20 protein-coding genes are annotated in these 20,511 nt (G+C 38.7%); 19 read left to right on the top strand and 1 reads right to left on the bottom strand.

All coding sequences use genetic code 11. The features are described from left to right. The first annotated feature begins 46 nt into the window (after positions 1-46). From bhn_RS08180 to bhn_RS08120, 13 genes are all read left to right on the top strand, one after another. The gene (locus bhn_RS08180; protein WP_071176235.1) at positions 47-844 is read left to right on the top strand and encodes an MBL fold metallo-hydrolase; all 798 of its coding nucleotides are present in this window, start codon (positions 47-49) and stop codon (positions 842-844) included. A gap of 88 nt (positions 845-932) precedes the next feature. Beyond that, positions 933-1,205: an ACT domain-containing protein gene (locus bhn_RS08175; RefSeq protein ID WP_071176234.1), complete on the top strand. Its 273-nt coding sequence runs from the start codon at positions 933-935 to the stop codon at positions 1,203-1,205. Positions 1,206-1,228: 23 nt separating this feature from the next. Then, positions 1,229-2,593 carry a PFL family protein gene (locus tag bhn_RS08170; protein WP_071176233.1) on the top strand — a complete coding sequence of 455 codons (1,365 nt, stop codon included), beginning with the start codon at positions 1,229-1,231 and terminating at the stop codon, positions 2,591-2,593. An 85-nt stretch (positions 2,594-2,678) separates the two neighbouring features. Beyond that, a complete protein-coding gene (locus tag bhn_RS08165; RefSeq protein WP_071176232.1) occupies positions 2,679-3,566 on the top strand; it encodes a YicC/YloC family endoribonuclease in 888 nt (295 codons plus the stop codon). Further along, the gene (locus bhn_RS08160) at positions 3,559-3,822 is read left to right on the top strand and encodes a DUF370 domain-containing protein (RefSeq protein WP_071176231.1); all 264 of its coding nucleotides are present in this window, start codon (positions 3,559-3,561) and stop codon (positions 3,820-3,822) included. The genes bhn_RS08165 and bhn_RS08160 overlap by 8 nt, the downstream gene beginning before the upstream one ends. Continuing rightward, positions 3,812-4,435 (top strand): guanylate kinase, encoded by a 624-nt coding sequence (gene gmk / locus bhn_RS08155; protein ID WP_071176230.1) that lies wholly within the window; start codon positions 3,812-3,814, stop codon positions 4,433-4,435. The genes bhn_RS08160 and gmk overlap by 11 nt, the downstream gene beginning before the upstream one ends. Positions 4,436-4,502: 67 nt before the next feature. Then, positions 4,503-4,754 carry a DNA-directed RNA polymerase subunit omega gene (gene rpoZ, locus bhn_RS08150; RefSeq protein ID WP_330393188.1) on the top strand — a complete coding sequence of 84 codons (252 nt, stop codon included), beginning with the start codon at positions 4,503-4,505 and terminating at the stop codon, positions 4,752-4,754. Then, entirely contained in the window at positions 4,751-6,109 is a 1,359-nt protein-coding gene (gene rimO / locus bhn_RS08145; protein WP_071176228.1) for a 30S ribosomal protein S12 methylthiotransferase RimO, read from the top strand. The genes rpoZ and rimO overlap by 4 nt, the downstream gene beginning before the upstream one ends. Next, positions 6,109-6,651 carry a CDP-diacylglycerol--glycerol-3-phosphate 3-phosphatidyltransferase gene (pgsA, locus tag bhn_RS08140; protein ID WP_071176227.1) on the top strand — a complete coding sequence of 181 codons (543 nt, stop codon included), beginning with the start codon at positions 6,109-6,111 and terminating at the stop codon, positions 6,649-6,651. Before rimO ends, pgsA begins: the two co-directional genes overlap by 1 nt. A 28-nt stretch (positions 6,652-6,679) precedes the next feature. Then, positions 6,680-8,524, top strand: coding sequence for a DEAD/DEAH box helicase (locus bhn_RS08135; protein WP_083385845.1), 1,845 nt, complete (start codon positions 6,680-6,682; stop codon positions 8,522-8,524). Positions 8,525-8,539: 15 nt separating this feature from the next. Further along, positions 8,540-9,766, top strand: a complete 1,227-nt coding sequence (locus bhn_RS08130; RefSeq protein WP_236845896.1) for an ion transporter — start codon at positions 8,540-8,542, stop codon at positions 9,764-9,766. After that, a complete protein-coding gene (locus bhn_RS08125; protein ID WP_071176225.1) occupies positions 9,759-10,613 on the top strand; it encodes an HAD-IIA family hydrolase in 855 nt (284 codons plus the stop codon). Before bhn_RS08130 ends, bhn_RS08125 begins: the two co-directional genes overlap by 8 nt. Then, positions 10,606-12,522, top strand: coding sequence for an alpha-L-arabinofuranosidase C-terminal domain-containing protein (locus tag bhn_RS08120; protein ID WP_071176224.1), 1,917 nt, complete (start codon positions 10,606-10,608; stop codon positions 12,520-12,522). The genes bhn_RS08125 and bhn_RS08120 overlap by 8 nt, the downstream gene beginning before the upstream one ends. A 62-nt stretch (positions 12,523-12,584) precedes the next feature. Here bhn_RS08120 and bhn_RS08115 read toward each other — a convergent pair whose 3' ends face one another. Next, positions 12,585-13,229 (bottom strand): RpiB/LacA/LacB family sugar-phosphate isomerase, encoded by a 645-nt coding sequence (locus tag bhn_RS08115; protein ID WP_071176223.1) that lies wholly within the window; start codon positions 13,227-13,229, stop codon positions 12,585-12,587. Between the two features lie 226 nt (positions 13,230-13,455). Between bhn_RS08115 and bhn_RS08110 the strand changes: the two genes are divergently transcribed. The 6 genes from bhn_RS08110 to secG all read left to right on the top strand — a co-directional run bounded on the left by bhn_RS08110 (position 13,456) and on the right by secG (position 20,443). Next, positions 13,456-14,820: a tetratricopeptide repeat protein gene (locus bhn_RS08110; RefSeq protein ID WP_071176222.1), complete on the top strand. Its 1,365-nt coding sequence runs from the start codon at positions 13,456-13,458 to the stop codon at positions 14,818-14,820. Further along, entirely contained in the window at positions 14,820-15,491 is a 672-nt protein-coding gene (locus bhn_RS08105; RefSeq protein ID WP_071176221.1) for a thiamine diphosphokinase, read from the top strand. The genes bhn_RS08110 and bhn_RS08105 overlap by 1 nt, the downstream gene beginning before the upstream one ends. Beyond that, positions 15,488-16,681, top strand: coding sequence for a cation diffusion facilitator family transporter (locus bhn_RS08100; protein WP_071176220.1), 1,194 nt, complete (start codon positions 15,488-15,490; stop codon positions 16,679-16,681). Before bhn_RS08105 ends, bhn_RS08100 begins: the two co-directional genes overlap by 4 nt. An 18-nt stretch (positions 16,682-16,699) precedes the next feature. Beyond that, positions 16,700-18,421, top strand: coding sequence for a DUF4153 domain-containing protein (locus bhn_RS08095; protein WP_071176219.1), 1,722 nt, complete (start codon positions 16,700-16,702; stop codon positions 18,419-18,421). A gap of 144 nt (positions 18,422-18,565) precedes the next feature. After that, positions 18,566-20,113: a 2,3-bisphosphoglycerate-independent phosphoglycerate mutase gene (gene gpmI, locus bhn_RS08090; RefSeq protein ID WP_071176218.1), complete on the top strand. Its 1,548-nt coding sequence runs from the start codon at positions 18,566-18,568 to the stop codon at positions 20,111-20,113. 87 nt (positions 20,114-20,200) lie between these two features. Further along, positions 20,201-20,443 carry a preprotein translocase subunit SecG gene (gene secG, locus bhn_RS08085; RefSeq protein ID WP_071176217.1) on the top strand — a complete coding sequence of 81 codons (243 nt, stop codon included), beginning with the start codon at positions 20,201-20,203 and terminating at the stop codon, positions 20,441-20,443. The last annotated feature ends 68 nt before the right edge of the window (positions 20,444-20,511 follow it).

The following is a 20,511-nucleotide window of genomic DNA, read 5'->3' as shown; positions in this document are numbered from 1 at the left end:
TAAGTCTTTAAATATGTATAGAGATTTTAAAGGATAAGATTTATTTATGAGATTTACTAGTATTGCCAGCGGAAGTAGCGGAAATTGTACATATATAGGTTCAGACAATACCCATGTCTTAGTTGATGCGGGTGTTAGCAAAAAGAGAATCGAAGAAGGACTTAAGACTCTTGAATTAGGTCTTTCAGATATAGATGCTATATTTGTAACTCATGAGCATTCAGATCATATAGCAGCTCTTAGAACTATCTTAAAGAAGTTTGATATTCCAATTTATGCTACTAAAGGCACTATTGAAGGTATCAGAAACAGCGACAAGAAAAATGAGATGACAGATTCCAGGTTTATTCCTATTACTTGCGACAAAGAAATTACAGTTGGCGATATGAAGATAAACCCAATGGTAATTTCTCATGATGCCCTTGAACCATGCGGATATAGATTTTTTATCGGCGATAAAAAAGTTGGTATCGCAACTGACCTTGGCTGCTACTCAGACTATACAGTTGAGTGTCTTAAAGACTGTGATGCTCTTTTATTAGAAGCAAACCACGATGTGAGAATGCTTCAGACAGGCCCTTATCCTTACGTGTTAAAGACCAGGATTTTAGGGGATAGAGGCCATTTGTCCAATGAAAAGAGTGGTGAGCTTTTATGTAAGCTTTTAAATGACAAGATAAGAGGTGTATTTCTGGGGCATCTTTCAAAGGAGAATAACCTTCCAGAGCTAGCCTATGAAACGGTTCGCGTTGAGATAGAAATGGGAGACAACCCTTATCATGGCAATGATTTTCCTCTCATTGTTGCAGATAGAAGTAGTATTTCTCCTATTTTAGAGTTCTAAACTTCTTGATTAATTTAGAGATTACATTTACTATTGATAACAAATTGCATTAGATCTATAATTTCAGCTTTTTAAATATGGAGGAGACATGAATAAGACTATCATAACAGTAGTTGGAAAAGACACAGTTGGTATTATAGCTAAGGTATGTACATATCTTGCAGGTGAGAGTATCAATATCCTTGATATTTCACAGACTATCGTCAGCGGATATTTTAATATGATGATGGTTGTTGATATGGCTGGTGCAGCCAAGGATTTTAATACTGTCGCTGATGATCTGGAAGCTCTGGGCAAAGAGATTGGTGTTGTCATCAAATGTCAGAGAGAAGAGATCTTTGATTCTATGCACAGAATTTAATCTTTCAGAGGAAGGTATGTAATATGATAAATGTAAATGAGGTTGTCGAGACCAATGAAATGATCGAGAAAGAGAATCTGGATGTTAGAACAATCACTCTGGGTATCAGCCTTTTAGATTGTATCTCTTCAGATTTGGATCAGCTCTGCAAAAATATCTATGACAAGATCTATGATACTGCCAAGGACCTCGTAAGTACTGGCAATCAGATTTCTAGAGAATTCGGAATTCCAATCGTTAACAAAAGAATATCAGTGACACCTATAGCATTAGTGGGCGGAGCTGCATGTAAGACTTCATCTGACTTTGTTCAGATCGCTAGGACTCTTGATGACGTAGCCAAAAAAGTTGGCGTTAACTTTATTGGTGGCTATTCAGCCCTTGTAAGTAAGGGAATGACAGAAGCTGACAGACTTCTTATTGAATCAATCCCAGAAGCTCTTGCTACAACAGATGTTGTTTGTTCATCTATAAATGTTGGTTCAACAAAGACTGGAATCAACATGGATGCAGTAAGGCTCATGGGAACCATAGTTAAAAAGACTGCTGAAGCAACTAAGGAAAACGATTCCCTTGGATGTGCTAAACTTGTTATTTTCTGTAATGCACCTGATGATAACCCATTTATGGCTGGAGCATTCCATGGCGTAACAGAATCTGACAAGATAATAAATGTCGGCGTAAGCGGACCTGGTGTTGTTAAGACAGCTCTTGAGAGCGTTAGGGGAGAGAATTTCGAAGTTCTCTGCGAGACCATCAAAAAGACAGCATTCAAGGTTACAAGAGTTGGTCAGTTGGTAGCACAGGAAGCTTCTAAGAGACTTGGGGTTCCATTTGGTATTATCGACCTTTCACTTGCTCCTACACCAGCAATTGGCGATAGCGTAGCAGATATATTACATGAGATCGGTGTTGAGCATGCTGGCGCACCTGGAACAACAGCAGCCCTTGCTCTTTTGAATGATCAGGTCAAAAAAGGTGGAGTAATGGCATCATCTTATGTGGGAGGCCTTTCTGGAGCATTTATCCCTGTCAGTGAAGATCAGGGTATGATAAATGCAGTTAATGCCGGATGCCTTACACTTGAAAAGCTTGAAGCAATGACCTGTGTATGTTCAGTTGGTCTTGATATGATAGCAGTACCTGGAGACACTAAAGACACAACTATTGCCGGAATCATCGCAGATGAAATGGCAATCGGTATGATCAATCAAAAAACAACAGCAGTTCGTCTTATTCCAGTAATTGGAAAAGGCGTTGGTGAGACAGTTGAATTTGGAGGCCTCCTTGGATATGCACCAATCATGCCAGTAAACCAGTTCTCATGCGACAATTTTGTAAACCGTGGTGGACGAATTCCAGCTCCGGTCCACAGCTTCAAGAACTGACATCCGTCTTGACATTGACCTTAAAATTGCTATATATTATAATAACTTTTGTATTATTATGCCCAAAAATAAGGGGGATTTTCTTATGGTCTGCAGTATGACAGGTTTTGGCAGGAGTGAGATTACAGAAGGGGAACGAAAGTACATCGTTGAGCTTAAATCAGTGAATAACCGATATCTTGATATAAATATCAAGATGCCAAAGAAGTTCAATGCTTTTGAATCTGAGATCAGAAATCAGCTCAAGAACTTCATGAAACGTGGTAAGGTTGACGTATATATCAGCTACGAGGACTTTTCTGAATCAGATACAAGAGTTAAGTACAATAAGGCTGTTGCTCAGGAGTATTATTCATACTTAAATGAGATGGCCAGTGATTTTGGACTTGATAATGATGTTAGGATTTCAGTATTGTCAAGATTTCCAGAAGTTTTCACAATGGAAGATGAGCAGCTTGATGAAGAAGAGGTTTTAAGCGGCCTTCAGAAGGCAATCGCTGTTGCAGGCAAGCAGTTCCTGGATTCCAGAGTGAGAGAGGGTGAGTTCCTTTCAGGTGATCTTACAGAGAAACTCGATGGTATGCTTGAAAATGTAGAGTATATTTCAGAACGTTCACCTGAGATCATCGATGAGTACAAAGCCAAGCTTAGAGAGAAGATCCAGGATCTTTTAGAGGACAAGCAGGTAGATGAGAATCGCCTTGCTATGGAAGTTACTATCTACGCAGACAAGATCTGTGTTGATGAAGAGATCACAAGACTTCGCAGCCATATTCAGGCTATGAGAGATGCACTTATTAAGGGTGATGACAAGGATGGAATAGGCAGAAAACTCGATTTCCTTGCACAGGAAATGAACAGAGAAGCTAACACGATTCTTTCTAAGTCAACTGACCTTAAGATATCAGACAGAGGTATTGCTCTTAAGACTGATATCGAGAAAGTAAGGGAGCAGATACAGAACATTGAGTAAACTCATTCACATAGGATTTGGTAACATAGTAAATGCAGACAAGATAATCAGCATAGTAAGTCCAGAGGCAGCTCCTATTAAGAGAATGGTCCAGAAAGCCAGAGAGGAAGGAACAAGTGTTGATGCCACTCAGGGCCGTAAGACCAAGGCTGTTATCGTTATGGAAAATGGTATGCTTGTTTTATCTGCACTTTTACCAGAAACTATCAGTATGCGTTTATCATCAGAGAGTGAGAGTAGTTTAGATGAAACGTAAAGGTATTATTATTGTTGTTTCCGGTTTTTCAGGAGCTGGTAAGGGAACAATCATGAAGGAGCTGACCAGGAAATATGATCAGTATGCTCTTTCAATCTCAGCCACAACCAGAAAGCCTCGTGAAGGTGAGGAAAATGGCAGAGAGTATTTCTTTATTTCTAAAGAGGAGTTTGAGAAGTTGATCGAAGAGGATGGCCTCATCGAGCATGCAAAATATGTAGATAATTACTATGGTACTCCTAGGAAATATGTTGAAGACAAGCTTTCTCAGGGCATTGATGTTATTCTCGAGATCGAGATCCAGGGTGCTCTTCAGATAAAAGAAAGATATAATGATGCAGTACTTCTTTTTGTAATGCCACCATCAGCAAAGGTCTTGGAAGAGAGACTTCGTGGCAGAGGTACAGAGACCGATGAAGTTATCAGAAAGAGACTTTCAAGGGCTAATGAAGAAGCTATCGGCATTGAAAATTATGATTACATTGTTATAAATGATAATCTCCAGGATAGTGTAGAATGTGTTCATGAGATCATTTCAGCGGCACATTTGAGTCCTGCCAGAAATCAAGAATTTATAAATACTATTAGAAAAGAGCTTGGAGAGTTAAACTAACAGGCTTTTGTATGCGGAGAAACCGCAGGAAAGGAACATTATGATACATCCATCATACGTAGACTTAATGAACGTAGTAAACAAGGGAGTAGAAGAGGGAGAAGAGCCAGTTATCAGCTCAAGATACTCAATTGTTATGGCAACATCAAAGAGAGCTAGACAGATCATTGCTGGTGATGAGCCAATGGTTAAGGTTAAGGACAAGCAGAAGCCTCTTTCAATCGCTGTTGAAGAGATGAATCAGGATACACTTAGAATCCTTACAGATGAAGAGAAGGATGCTCTTGCAGAAGAGAATAACGAGGAAACAGAAGCTTGAAGATTTTGTTCGTATCACTTGGATGTGATAAAAATAGAGTAGACACCGAGGTTATGCTTGGAATGCTGAGCGGACGCGGATTTACTTTTACAGATGATGAAGAAGAAGCCGAAGCAGCAGTTGTTAACACCTGCTGCTTTATCAATGATGCCAAGCAGGAGAGTATAGATACAATCTTAGAACTCTCTGAGCGAAGAAAGAGCGGCCAGCTTAAGGCACTTATAGTTACAGGTTGTCTTGCACAGCGCTACAAAGAAGAAATACAAAAGGAAATTCCAGAAGTAGATGAGATCCTTGGTATATCTTCTATAGATAAGATAATTGAAGCGCTTGAAGAGACACTTAAGAGAAATAAGCTTTTTACACACAAGAATTATTTTGATGATATCAATAAAAAGCCTGTAGGCGGTCAAAGGAGAATCGTTACTACAGGTGGTCTTTATGACTATCTTAAGATTGCAGAAGGCTGTGATAAGCACTGTACTTACTGCATTATTCCTAAGGTCAGAGGCAATTATAGAAGTGTTCCTATGGAACAGCTTTTAGTAGATGCACAGAATCTTGCGGATGAGGGTGTTACTGAGCTTATTTTAGTGGCACAGGAAACTACCCTTTACGGAACTGATCTGTATGGTGAAAAGAAACTTCCAGAGCTTTTACATAAGCTTTGTAAGATCGAGGGCTTTAAGTGGATAAGGATCATGTATTGTTATCCGGAAGAGATCACCAAAGAGCTTGTTCAGACCATTAAGGAAGAACCAAAGATTTGTCATTATCTTGATATTCCTATTCAGTCTGGTTCAGACAGAATTCTTAAAAAGATGGGACGAAGAACTAATAATGCAGAGATAAGAGAGCTTGTCAGCTACTTAAGGCAGGAAATTCCTGATATCTGTCTCAGAACAACTCTTATCAGTGGTTTTCCTGGCGAAACTGCCGCTGATCACAATGAGACTTATGACCTTGTTAAGGACCTTAAATTTGATAGACTTGGAGTATTTACTTATTCTCAGGAAGAGGATACTCCTGCAGCTACTATGCCTGATCAGGTTACAGAGAGAGTCAAGAACACTCGAAGAAATAAGCTTATGAGACTTCAGCAGGAAATAGCTTTTGAATCTGCAAGTAAGATGGTCGGCAGAACAGTAGACGCTGTTGTTGAGGGAAAAATCGTAGATTCTGGTGACAGTAATCTTGATGGATTTACTTATGTGGCAAGAACCTACAAGGACGCTCCTGATATTGATGGATTTGTTTTTGTAACAGGTGTTCACAGAGAACTGATGACTGGAGACTATTTAAAGGTCAATATTACAGGCTCAAATGAATATGACCTTATTGGGGAGGAAGCATAATGAATTTACCAAATAAGTTAACTGTAGCAAGAGTAATAATGATTCCATTTTTTGTATTCTTTTTACTTTTTGATCCATCTAATGTGACATTTAAGTGGATCTCACTTGCAATCTTTATCGTAGCAAGCCTTACAGATATGCTTGATGGCAAGATTGCAAGAAAGTATAACCTTATCACTGATTTTGGTAAATTTATGGATCCGCTTGCAGACAAGCTTTTGGTGTGCAGCGCCATGATCGGACTTATTGAACTTCATAGGATTCCTTCATGGATCGTTATCATAATTATAGCAAGAGAGTTTGTTATCAGCGGATTTAGACTTATTGCTGCAGACAATGGCAGGGTAATTGCAGCAAGCTATTGGGGAAAGTTCAAGACTACTTTCCAGATGATCATGGTAATCCTTATGATCGCTAATTTACCAATCCCTGCAGTGCAGATATTAACTACAGTTGTTATGTGGGTAGCTCTTGCACTTACTGTAATTTCACTTATTGACTACCTCGTAAAGAACAAGGATGTTATGAGTGGAGAGATGTAATTTTTAGTTTTATAGAAAGAGAAATTTAATGAGTAATAACGAAGTAAAGATCAGATACGACGAGTCAGGCCTTGATGAGAAGATCATCAGAGCCGTTTCAGAGATGGGATTTGAATACATGTCCCCAATTCAGCAGGCAGCAATTCCTGTCATGCTTGAAGGAAAGGATATCATAGGGCAGGCCCAGACTGGAACCGGTAAAACAGCTGCTTTTGGAATACCTCTTCTTCAGAAGGTAGATCCAGACAACAAGCACTTACAGGCCGTTGTATTGTGCCCTACCAGAGAGCTTGCAATGCAGGCTGCTGATGATATAAGAGATTTTGCCAAGTATATGTTTGGCATCAAGGTCCTTGCTGTTTATGGAGGACAGGATATTTCAAGACAGATCAGAGCTCTTTCTTCAGGTGTTCAGATCGTTGTTGGTACACCAGGAAGAGTTATGGACCATATGCGTAGACATACCATGAAGATGAAGGATGTTAAGGTCCTTGTACTTGATGAAGCAGATGAAATGCTTGATATGGGCTTTAGAGAAGATATCGAGACTATTTTACAGGGTATGCCTGAAGAGAGACAGACAGCTCTTTTCTCTGCAACAATGCCAGAGCCTATCCTGCAGATCACAAGAAAGTACCAGAGCGAAGATGCTGAGTACATCAAGATGACTCCTAAGGAGATCACAGTAGCAGCTATCGATCAGGCTTACTACAGAGTTCCTCAGAAGTCTAAGGAAGAAGTACTCTGCAGACTTATGGATTACTATAATCCTTCAAGATCACTTATTTTCTGTAATACAAAGAGAATGGTTGATCAGCTTGCTGAGAATCTTAAGGGTAAGGGTTATCTTGCTGATGGCCTTCACGGAGATCTTTCACAGAATCAGAGAGATACAGTAATGAATCTCTTTAGAAGCGGAAGAATCAATATCCTTATTGCTACAGATGTAGCTGCAAGAGGTATTGATGTCAGTGGCGTTGAGGCTGTATTTAATTTTGATATTCCTGAAGATATTGAGTATTATGTACATAGAATAGGACGTACCGGTAGAGCAGGTAAGAGCGGCAGATCATTTACTCTTGTTGGTGGAAGAGAAATGTACAAGCTCAGAGAGATCGAAAAGGTATGTCATACCAAGATCGAAGAGAGAAAGGTTCCTTCTGCAAAAGAGATTACAAGAGCTAAATCTCAGAAGGTATTTGCTGAAGTTATTGATATTATTGAGAATAGTGATATCACTTCAGCTCTTGAGTTTGTTAAGCAGAAGGTAGAAGAAGGTGAGTATACAGCAGAGCAGCTTGCAGCAGGCTTTATGAAGCTCAAGATGGGCGCTGATATCGAAGATCTTGATTTTAGCTTTGACAGACCTTCAAGAGGCAGATTCGGCAGATCTGAAGGAAGAGGTCGTGACGGCAGAGGCCATGATGGCAGACGCTTTGACAGAGATGGTAAGGGCCGCGATGGAAGACGCTCTGACAGAGATGGTAAGAGCCGTGATGGCAGACGCTTCGATAGAGACGGTAAGAGCCGCGATGGAAGACGCTCAGATAGAAATGGTGCTACTCGCGATGGAGGACGTTTTGATAAAGATTCCAAGGAAAGATCAAAAACTGGAACAGACATGATTAGGAGCCAGAAGAAGGATCGCAGACCTAGAAACAATCCCGGAGAAGGCTTCGAAAAGGTTGGACGCGTTAGCATAAAGGGCGAGTCTTCAACAAAGGCTTGGTATGTTGGTGAAGATACAAACACCATGAACGTTTCAAAGAAAGAGAAAAAGCAGATCAAGTCTGAAAACAAGAAGAGAAGTATTGATTACTTACAGGATGTAAATGATCTTGTAATGGAGAGCTTTGGAAAGCGCAAAAAATAAGGAGATGGGATAGCTGTGTCAAAGGGGATGAATGCAGGTAATCTAGAAAAGCGTTTTAATTCCAGACGAATTAAGGTCAAGATCTTCAACATGGTTAGTGTTGGAGTTATTGATGAGCCAATTAATAAGTTTTATGACGTTATCAGTATTATTGCTATCATCCTAAACCTTGCTGCAGCTTTTGCCATTACATTTGATTATATGGAGGAGCACTATAAAGGGCTCCTCCTTGCTATTGAAGCAGTTACAACTGCCTTTTTTGCAGTTGATTATGTTCTAAGGATCGTTTCAGCTAATGAGCTTTATCCTAAGCTCTCAGAAGGAAAATCTATTATCAGATATATCTTTTCCTTTACAGGTCTGATCGATCTTTTATCATTTTTACCTTATTATCTTCCGGTATTCTTTCCGGCAGGAAGTACAGTATTTAGGCTTTTTAGAGTCGCTAGAATACTGAGACTTTTTAGAATCAATTCCTATTATGATCAACTAAATGTTATTACTGAAGTCATAGTATCCAAGAGCCAACAGCTCCTTGCCTCAGTATTTATCATATTTATCCTTATGCTTGCATCAAGTCTTTGTATGTACAGCGTGGAGCATGAGGCACAGCCTAGAGTTTTCCAAAATGCATTTTCAGGATTATGGTGGTCCGCATCTACACTTTTAACTGTTGGTTATGGAGATATATATCCCGTTACCATAACTGGTAAGATATTGGGCATCATTATCAGTTTCCTTGGTGTTGGAATGGTTGCGATTCCTACAGGTATTATTTCTGCTGGATTCGTGGAACAGTACCAGAGACTTAAGACCGTTGGAGACTACGCAGAGGAAGAGAACCTTCACTTTATAAGAGTTAAGATTCTTGAAAGTGATACCTGGAATGAAAAGAAGATCATTGAACTTGCATTACCTAGGGATGTTATCATTGTTGCTATTCAAAGAGGCGCTGATACTATCATTCCAAGAGGCGACACTGTTATCAAGAAGAACGATATAGTAGTCATGTGTGCTGAGAAGATCAAGGAAATCCAGCCTATTGATCTAAAAGAGATTGTTATAAATGAAGGCCATTCCTGGAATGGAGTTGCAATTAAAAACCTTGATATTTCAAGGCAAAGCTATATATTTATGGTAAGGCGCAATGGAAAAGCAATACTTCCAAAGGGCAGCCTTGTTATCAAAGCAGGAGATGTAGTGCTTCTTTATGAGAAGCACGTGAAAAACGAGAATGTATAACAGTATAGAATTAAAAAAGCAGATCTTTAAAGACACAGATCTTTTTGTTCTTGATATGGATGGCACATTTTATCTTGAAAATGACATCCTTGATGGAGCTTTGGATTTTCTTGATGTAGTAAAAAAGTCAGGAAAAAGATACCTCTTTTTTACTAACAATTCTTCAACTTCAGCTGAGCTTTATATCGAAAAGCTTGCTAAGATGAACTGTCATATCACAAGAGATATGATCATGACTTCGGGAGATGTTATGATCAGATTTCTTCAGACACATTACCAGGGAAAAAAGGTTTATCTTCTTGGCACTAAGCCACTTGAAGATAGTTTTGAAGAGGCTGGCATTACCCTTTTTAACAAGGATAATAGCGATGCTCTTGCTAACATGTCAGAAAGACCTGACATTGTTGTAGTTGGATTTGATAAAACTCTTACATTTGAAAAGCTTTCAAATGCATGTACATATATTCGAGAAGGAGCTCTTTTCCTGGCAACTCATCTTGATATAAATTGCCCTATGAAGGGTGGATTTATTCCTGATTGCGGATCTATCTGTAAAGCTATCGAGCTTTCTACAGGGGTTTCTCCAAGGTTTGTAGGTAAGCCTTTTAAAGAGACTGTTGATATGGTTGCTGATGCTACAGGTGTAGAGCGCAGCAAGATCTCTTTTGTTGGAGACAGGATTTACACTGATGTTGCAACTGGAGTTAATAACGGAGCCAAGGGAGTTCTTGTTCTTACTGGGGAAACCAAAGAAGAAGACATTGCAAAGTCAGACATAAAACCAGATGTGGTTTTTGAGTCTATAAAAGAAATTGGAAATATCGGGAGGTGTTTAGCTAATGAGTAAGACTATTAGCAAAGGTATGTTTGGACTGTTCTTTGAGGATATCAACTACGGTCTTGACGGTGGTCTTCATGCAGAAATGCTTGAGAACCGTAGTTTTGATTTTTTGGAGTGTCACGGACATAAATCAAATTATTATCAGCAGGAGGCTCCTTTATATGGATGGAGCGCATATCCTTCTGAATCAGATATCGAGCTTACAGCTTCTAAGGAAAATCCACTTAATGATGTAAATCCAAGTCACTTGGTTGCAGATGTAAAAAAAGATGGCGCAGGCTTTACTAACAAGGCTTATGAAGGAATTTTTTTAAAGAAGGGTGTAGGCGCTGATATTAGCTTTTATGCTAAGGCTGAAAAAGAGACATCTGTATTTATCAAGATCTTTTCAGAAGATGGAAAAGAGCTTGTATCTAGTGCAGAGATCAAGGTTTCATCACCAAGCTGGACAAAATATACTACAGAGCTAATTAACAATGAGGACATCAAAGCAGGTAAATTTACTGTAGTTATGGGTAATTGCGGCGTTATTTCTTTTGACCAGTTCAGAGCATATCCAAAGGATGCTGTACTTGGCCTTTTCAGAAAAGACCTTGTGGAGCTCTTAAAGGATCTTAAGCCTGGATTTATGAGATTCCCTGGCGGATGTGTAGTAGAAGGAAATGAGCTTACTAACAGATATCAGTGGAAGCTTACAGTAGGCCCTTCTGAGGAAAGAAAGGCTAACTGGAACAGATGGGCTGTTCATGGCAATGACAACGACCACGGCAACAAGGATATGGGAGATTTCCCTTATTACAACCAGACTCTTGGAATTGGTTATTATGAGTACTTCCTTCTTTGCGAGTATCTTGGTTGTGAGCCACTTCCAGTTCAGAATGTTGGACTTGCTTGCCAGTATCAGTCAGATCAGCTCGTAGAGAGCTCATCACCTGAGTTTAATGAGTTTGTTCAGGACGCCCTTGATCTTATTGAATTTGCAAATGGAGATGTCAACACAAAATGGGGCGCAGTTCGTGCTAAGATGGGACATCCAGAAAGCTTTAACTTAAAGCTTATTGGTATCGGTAATGAGCAGTGGGAGACTGATAAGGTTGATTTCTTCCACCGCTATGATGTATTTGAGAAGGCTATCCACGACAAGTATCCTGAGATCAAGTGCTGTGGTAGTGCCGGCCCTGATGTTACATCAGATCATTACAGAGATGCCTGGAATCACTTCTCACCAAAGATGAAGGCAGATCCAAATTACAGCTATGCTGTAGATGAGCATTATTATGTTTCAGACGAGTGGATGTACAACAACGTTCACATGTATGATGCATATGACAAGCACAAGAAGGTATTTGCTGGAGAGTATGCCTGCCATATCAATCCAGACAGAGTACCTGAAAAGAGAAACAGCTTCGGAGCAGCTCTTGCTGAGGCAGCATTTATGACTGGTCTTGAAAAGAACTGTGACGTTGTACTTATGGCTTCTTATGCACCATTATTTGCAAGACTTAAGTTTACACAGTGGCAGCCAGATCTTATCTGGTTTGATGCTTCCTCAGCTTATGGTTCACCAAGCTACTATGTTCAGAAGATCTATTCAAGATTTACAGGAACTGAGCTTGTTGATGTAGACTTTAATGACCTTGAGAAGGATAGAGTATATGTAACTGTATCTAAGGATTCTGAAAAGATGTACATCAAGGTTATCAATGCAGGAAATGCTGATGTAGAACTTAATCTCGCTGCTATTAGTGGATACCATAAAGGAGTATCCAAGATCTACAAGATGGAAGGCGATGTAGATGATTGCAACAGCATCGAAGAGCCTACAAAGGTTTCACTTGTAGAAGAGGACGCTGAGCTTGGATTTAACTATATTTCTAAGCCTAATACCATTTCAGTTATTGTTTCTGATATCTGATGATAAATCATTTAAGAAAAAAGGATGTGTCTGTTAAGACACATCCTTTTCTATCTTAATAATTACTTTCCAAGAATCTTGTGAACAGCCTCTTTGATGCGGGCATCTTTTGCGTTAGCATCAAAGTATTCAAGGAAGTGCTCACCTGAAAGAGCACCTTTAACAAGGTCTTTATCAAGATTTTCTAATATTTCAACAACATCCTGCTTGTATGTAACTTTCTTGACTTCATCAAGAATCTTTTTGTTGCGCTGCTCTGGAACAGCTCTTTCTCTAGGATATCCCTGTCCGCTTGCTTCACTAAAGAGCTTCTCGAATGTGTACTCAAGATTTAACTCAGCACCCCAGCCTGACTTAAGAGCGAAGTTTATTGAGATAGCATTTCCATCGTTGATCTGTGCGAATGTATAAGCATCAAGAGGATCTGTTACATGTCCGCAGATAACACCTGGGAAGCTGTTGCAAGCGAGCATAGCGCCTTCACCTGTACCACATCCTGTAACAACATAATCAACAGCACCTGAATTAAGAAGAACGCAAGCAAGGATACCATTCTGAACATATGTAAGCTGAGCCTCGTCCTCTGCAGAGTACATTCCGTAGTTAAATACTTCAAAGCCGTGCTTGTCAGCAACTTTTTTGAGGGCACCATAGATCATTTCATTCTTGGCTGCCTGACTATTTTCATTGATAAGTGCGATTTTCATTTTAATTTCCTTTCCGAATCATCATCTACAAATGGTAGTAGTTTATTGTAATTATAATTTTAGATTTATACGGATTTAAAGTCTACTTGTTATCAAGATTTGTGTTATTTTTGCAAGATTTCTGTCAAAGTTTTTTGTGAGTTTTTATTTCTTTAGGTATAGAATAAATCATGCTATACTATAGATTGTTTGATTATTATGAGATTTATGTACAGAGGTTAAGGATTTGGGTTACAACAGAAACAGAAATATTAACAGAAAAAGAAAAGGCTATAGGAAAAAGAAAAGAGGAATCGATCTAAAAAGAATAGGGGTTGTCGCAGTAGCTACAGTTGCAATAGTGATCTGCGGATATGTTGTTTACAGTCACCTTCCTTTTGTTAAGGTAAATAAGGCAATTGCCGCTGGTGATAAGTATACAGAAAATGCGGATTATCAGTCAGCAATCGAATCATATCAGAAAGCCCTTGATATTGATAAAGAGTCAGTTACAGCTTATTCAAATCTAGCTGGAGCTTATCTTAGTTTAGATGATCTTGAATCAGCCAAAAGTGTATTTTATGAAGGATATCAGAATACCGGAAATACAGCTCTTTTAGATAATTATCATACAGTAGTTCTTAATCAGGCAGTATATGCCATGAACGATCAGAAGACTGATCTTAACACTGTTTTATCTATTGTAGATGTATTGGAAGAAAACGGTGAGAACGCCCATGCAGTGGAACTTTTAAATGCTGCATCTGACAGATGCTTTGCAGATTCATACAGCTCTGATATGAACCAGCTTTTTAGATCAGGCGATAAAAATATGCCAACTTATGAGCAGTATGCTGATATGATCGGAAGGATGGTATCCGTTTATCAAAACAATGGTTCTGAAGAACTCAAAGGGGCTATCCAGGACTATCTTGTTCCTAACATTGATTCTTTTGCATTAGATGTAGCTAATGTTGATACATATCTTGGACTGATTGATTCTACAACAGCTGTTGTGGGTTCAAACGACGAGATCGATTCATTTAAAGCATGCCTTAATAATTCAAAAGAGGTTTTATCAGTGTTTTCTGATATATTCACTCAGCTTGACGTTGGAAATGTAGATGAACTCAGGGACTTTGTTGTTTCTGATTCTTATATCGCTCTTAGAGATGTGTTCCTTAATAATCAGGACACTCCGCAGGAGAATACAACCTATGTTCCTATCAGCCGTGAGGCTATTGTTCTTGATAGAAAAGATGCTACATGGTCATACAGATTTATGAATTTTGAAGAAAATCCACAGACTAGCGGAGTCATTACTCTTTGGGCAAATTTCTTTGAGGATAACGGCGTTCAAAGGGCAGCTATTTCTTATGAACCAGCTGCTGTAAATGGTAATTATTTTCCTCATACTCAGTATTCTGTAACATATCTTTACAGCTATATCACATCTGGTAAATCAACTAAGGTTGCCCAGATGAACTACAGACTTGATACTACCATCACTCAAGAAAACGGTGAGGTGGATGAGACTATAGTTGGAGATTGGGGCGGAGCCAATGAGTGGGTTATGGATATCGATACTATAGAATCTAGGATTAAAGCATAATGGATAAAAAATGTGTTATTGTTTCAGCTGGTGATTTTGTTCCGGTTGATCTTGATCTTAATGACGGAGATTATCTGATAGCATGTGATGCTGGTTTTTTGAATGTTCAAAAGCTCGGAATTTTACCAGATCTTATCATCGGAGATTTTGATTCTCTTTCTGAAACAGGAAGTCTTGGTCTTAGCGCCCTTCGTGAAATAGAAGATGCAGATCCTTCCCGTGTCATGAGACTTGATGTTATGAAGGATGACACAGATACCATTAAAGCTGTTAAAGTTGGCTTATCTAAGGGCTATACAAAGTTTTATCTCTATGGAGCTCTTGGAGGCAAGAGAGTAGATCATACTATTGCAAATATTCAGACTCTTACATATATCAAACACAACGGTGGTAAGGGCTATATCATGGAGCATAACAGAGTTCTTATGATAGCTGAAAATGAGACTGTTAGGTTCCATGCTGGAAATTCAGGATATATATCAGTTTTTTCATTGTCTGAAGTTTCAAAAGGTGTCACATTAAAGGGATTGATGTATAATTTGGATAAAGGAGAGCTTCGCTCAGATTTTCCTTTGGGGGTCAGTAACGAGTTTATTATTGATGAGGAGGCTGAGATAACCGTTGAGGAGGGAACACTTCTGATAACGGCATATTTCTCTGATGAATTATGATATGTTTTCTCGCGAAGTTTTTTATTAAAGATAATGATAAGGTAAATCTACCTTCAGTAAGGCAAAGCTATGGCGTCTTAAGTGGCGCTACTGGCATTGCCTTTAATATTATATTGTTCCTGTCTAAATTCTTTGCAGGGTTAGTCAGTGGTTCTATTGCTATCATGGGTGATGCCTTTAATAACTTATCTGATGCGGCGTCTTCAGTGGTTACACTTGTTGGCTTCAAGCTTTCCGGTCAGGAAGCTGATGAAGATCATCCTTTTGGTCATGGTAGAATAGAGTATATAGCCGGACTGATCGTTTCTCTTTTTATTGTCATAATGGGTGTTGAGCTCATTCATTCTTCCTTTGACAAGATATTCCATCCGGAAAAAATTGAATTTAATGCAACGATAGGTGTTATTCTGTTGTTTTCTATTTGTATAAAGCTGATCATGTTTCAAGGAAACATGCAGGCTTCAAAAAAAATAAGCAGCGCCGCGTTGAGAAATACTGCGATAGATAGTATTTCTGATGTTTTCACCACATCTATAGTCTTGATATGTGCCATCATCAATTACTACATGGGACTTAATATCGATGGCTTTGTAGGAATTGTAGTGGGACTTCTTATTATCAAGGCTGGTATTGATGCAGCAAGGGATACCATAAGCCCTTTGCTTGGAGAACCACCTAGCAGGGAACTTGTAAATGAGATTATTACTACAGTCACTGCTCATGAAGGAATTCTTGGTGCTCATGACCTTGTGGTTCACAACTATGGACCAACCAGGATCTTCATGTCTTTGCATGTAGAAGTTCCTGCGGATAAAGATATTATCGCTATTCATGACCTTATTGATGATATAGAAAATGAGCTTCATCAGAAATATCATTGCACAGCAGTTATTCACATGGACCCTGTAGTAGTTAAGGATGATGAGAGGGATCTGCTTAAGAGAAAGGTCAAGCATCTTATAAATGAGCTTGATCCGGAGCTTGATTTTCATGATTTTAGGCTTGTTCATTCTGGCGAAGAGGGCAAAAAGCTTACCTTCGATCTTGAAGTTCCATACAAGTATGACCTAAGTGATGATCATATTTTGGATTATCTAAAGGACCATATAAAGGGAATTGATCCTGAACTTGAGATAGAAGTTACTATCGACAAGGAGAAAAAGGAAAAGCAGGATAAGGCAAAAGTTTAAGGCGCAAAAGGAGAGTATATGTCGGGACTAAAGAAATTAAAGCAGATTTACTTTGATATCATCAAAGAGCATAAGTTTTCCTTTGTCACTGTTTTACTGGCGTTTGTCATTGCTACAGTCTTGTATGGTTATGAACACTCGAATTATGATTCTTATTCCACTTTTCTATCTACGTTCCTTATTTTTTCAGCTTTTGGAATAGTTTTATGTGAGACAATACATAAGTATAAAAAGGCTTATGATCCTGAGTACGGGAATAAGAAGAAAAAATATATTATCCTATATACAACTATTTTAGTTGTGTCTATTGGTATTTCTCTTGTAAATACTCTTTGCAATAATATCATCGAAAATGAAGTTATAAGAGAGATTTCTGAGGATTATTGCTTGTTTTATATAATAAGCGCGGTCTTACTTTCTATATATTTCTTTTATAAAAAAAGCGGTGAAAAATTTGAAACATATATTGCTAAAGCTTTTTGCAGCATGGTAAAGGCTCAGGTTGTTTACATGATCCTGGCAATTGGCTTTCTTATTCTTATCGGGATTGTCGATTCTCTTTTATTTGATTCCTATGAGATTTATCTGATTGAAAGAGTTGAGCTCATGTTAGTTGGGCTTGTTGAGTTTCCATGTCTTTTAGCAGGCTTTTCTAAGACTTCTGAAGAACTTGATAAATTCTGCAAAGCACTTTTTTCATATGTGTTCATGGCTCTTTTAGGTATTGCATATGTGATTATTTATGCTTATATCATTAAGATCGTTGTTACATGGACATTCCCATCAAATGAGGTGTTCTCGATCCTTACAGGACTCTTTGTATGCTCTGTTCCAGCGTGGTTTCTTGCTCTTGGCTCCAATAAAGAGAGCATGGAAAAGACAGTAAACATAATGCACTATGCATTTATTCCTTTTATTGTGCTTCAGATCATGTGTCTTTCTATGAGAGTATCTGAGTATGGCTTTACTTCTTCAAGATATTTTGGTATGGCACTTATTGTTTTTGAGATTGCATATATCATTTTCCATGCTATATCAAGCATAAAGAATTGGGATAAAAACTATTACATTCTCTATATGGGTATGATCGCTGCATTTATTGTGTTTATTATGCCTTTTGTCAACGTTAATAGCGTGGTATTTATGTCTCAGAAAGCTAGAATCGAACAATACTTTAAACTTGGAGATGCAGCAGAGCTTGAAGATATTGAGGAAGCTAAAAGTGCATTTAGGATGCTTGAACGAAATGGCGGATTAGCAGCTAAAAGATATATTGAAAAGAATCTAACTGATGAACAGGTTGAGGAACTATCTGGAGAAGAAAGGAGCGTTCCTACTGATGATTTCTCTGTTTCTGCATTTAGCAATTATACCTCTTATGATGTGAGTGCTTACGATACTCTTTATTTTGTGGATGAAGATCTTGGAGACAGGTATTATACAGAGCTTGATCTTAGTAAAGTACCTATTTATGCATATGATTTTGGTAATGACGCTGATGAAGAGATCATAGGATATGCTGACCTTAGTGACATTGTAAATGAGATTTCTAAGCTTCAACAAAATGCTGATAAGAATGATTCTATGGAATATCAGAATCAGCTTGGAAATGTAATTGACGCTTATGTTCCGCTTTCTGATGGAGGAGTTTTAAAGATCACTAATCTTGTAGTTCGAGGCGATCATCTTGCGGAGAATCCAATCGAATCTATCAGCATTGAAGGTTATGTATTCAAGTGATGATAGATTCTATGGAATAATAAACATAATCTAACTTTTTTGTTAAATGCTTGTCAGATGGTAATTACATGAGCTATACTATGCAAGGAAAGTTTTAATTATCAATGTTTTTAACGCCTTGAGCGTAGAATGGAGGATATATAAATGAGAGGTTCTAAGCCTACAGTTCTTTTGATCCTTGATGGATATGGACTTAATGATAACCCAGAGGGAAACGCTATTGCTATGGCAAAGACTCCAGTAATGGATGGCCTTATGAAGGATTATCCTTTTGTTAAGGGATATGCTTCTGGTCTTGCAGTTGGACTTCCTGATGGACAGATGGGTAACTCAGAGGTTGGTCACATGAATATGGGTGCTGGCCGTATCGTATATCAGGAGCTTACAAGAATCACAAAGTCAATCGAGGATGGCGATTTCTTTACAAATGAAGGACTTATGGCAGCTATCTATAACTGCAAAGAAAAGAATTCAGCCCTTCATCTGTATGGTCTTGTATCTGACGGTGGTGTTCATAGCCACATTACACATATCTATGGACTTTTAGAGCTTGCAAAGAAGAACGGCCTTAACAAGGTATACGTTCACTGCTTCCTTGATGGAAGAGATACTCCACCAGAAAGTGGTATCGATTTTGTTCAGCAGCTTGAAGACAAGATGAAGGAACTTGGCGTAGGTGAGATTGCTTCTATTTCTGGTCGTTACTACGCTATGGATAGAGATAACAACTATGACCGTGTTGAGATTGCTTACAACGCACTTACAAAGGGTGAAGGAAACAAGGCAAACAGCGCACACGAGTGCATGGTTGAGTCTTACAAGAACGGCAAGACAGATGAGTTCGTTATTCCTACAGTTATCATGAAGAATGGTGCTCCTGTAGCAACAGTTAAGGATGGCGATTCAGTTATCTTCTTTAACTTCCGCCCTGACAGAGCAAGAGAGATCACACATTGCTTCTGCGATGATGAGTTTGATAAATTTAACAGAGGTAACAGATTAGATGTTACTTATGTTTGCTTCACAGATTACGATCCACTTATTCCTAACAAGGAAGTTGCATTCAAGAAGGTTCTTCTTAACAACACATTTGGTGAGTGGCTTGCAGCAAAGGGAATGAAGCAGGCACGTATCGCTGAGACAGAGAAGTATGCGCATGTAACATTCTTCTTTAACGGTGGTGTTGAGCAGCCAAATGAAGGTGAGGACAGAGTACTTGTTAATTCACCTAAGGATGTTGCTACATATGACCTTAAGCCTCAGATGAGCGCTCCTGAAGTATGCGAGAAGATCGTTAATGCTATAAATTCACAGAAATATGATGTTATCATCGCAAACTTTGCTAATCCTGATATGGTTGGACACACAGGTGTTATTCCAGCTGCTGTAAAGGCTATTGAAGTAGTAGATGAGTGCGTTGGTAAGGTTGTTGATGCTGTTAAGGCTCAGAATGGTACAATGTTTATCTGTGCTGATCACGGCAATGCAGATATGATGATCGATTATGAGACAGGTGAGCCATGGACAGCTCATACTACAAATCCTGTTCCATTTATCCTTGTTAACTATGATGAGGCTTATACTCTTAAGGAAGGCGGATGCCTTGCTGATATCATTCCTACACTTATTGAGTGCATGGGTGAAGAGCAGCCTGCTGAGATGACAGGTAAGTCTTTATTGATAAAAAAGTAATTTTATGATATATTATTACGTGCTTGTGACTTTACGATTTTCAAGCAAGTAATTATATTGACAGTTGTACTGGGAGGGATTTATTTCGTGAGTACTTTAGCTTATTTTGTTGGTGTATGTTTTATTATAATTTGTGCCGCTTTGGTTGTACTTGTACTTGCACAGGAAGGTAAGAACCAGGGCCTCGGAGCTATTCAGGGTACAGTAGAAAACACATACTGGGGCAAGAACAAAGGCCGTTCAAGAGAAGGAATTCTTAAGAAGGTTACTGTATTTTTATCAGTTGTTTTTATTATTCTCAGTGTAGTTCTTAACATGAATTTGTTCTGATCAGATATTCTAGTATTTGCATTTATGAAAGGCACTCTAGTTTTTAGAGTGCCTTTTTTTACACAGAT

The organism is Butyrivibrio hungatei (assembly GCF_001858005.1).
In the GTDB taxonomy this organism is placed as follows: Bacteria; Bacillota; Clostridia; order Lachnospirales; family Lachnospiraceae; genus Butyrivibrio; species Butyrivibrio hungatei.
The sequence above is the reverse complement of the archived record's forward strand: the minus strand, read 5'-3'. Positions and strand labels throughout refer to the sequence as shown.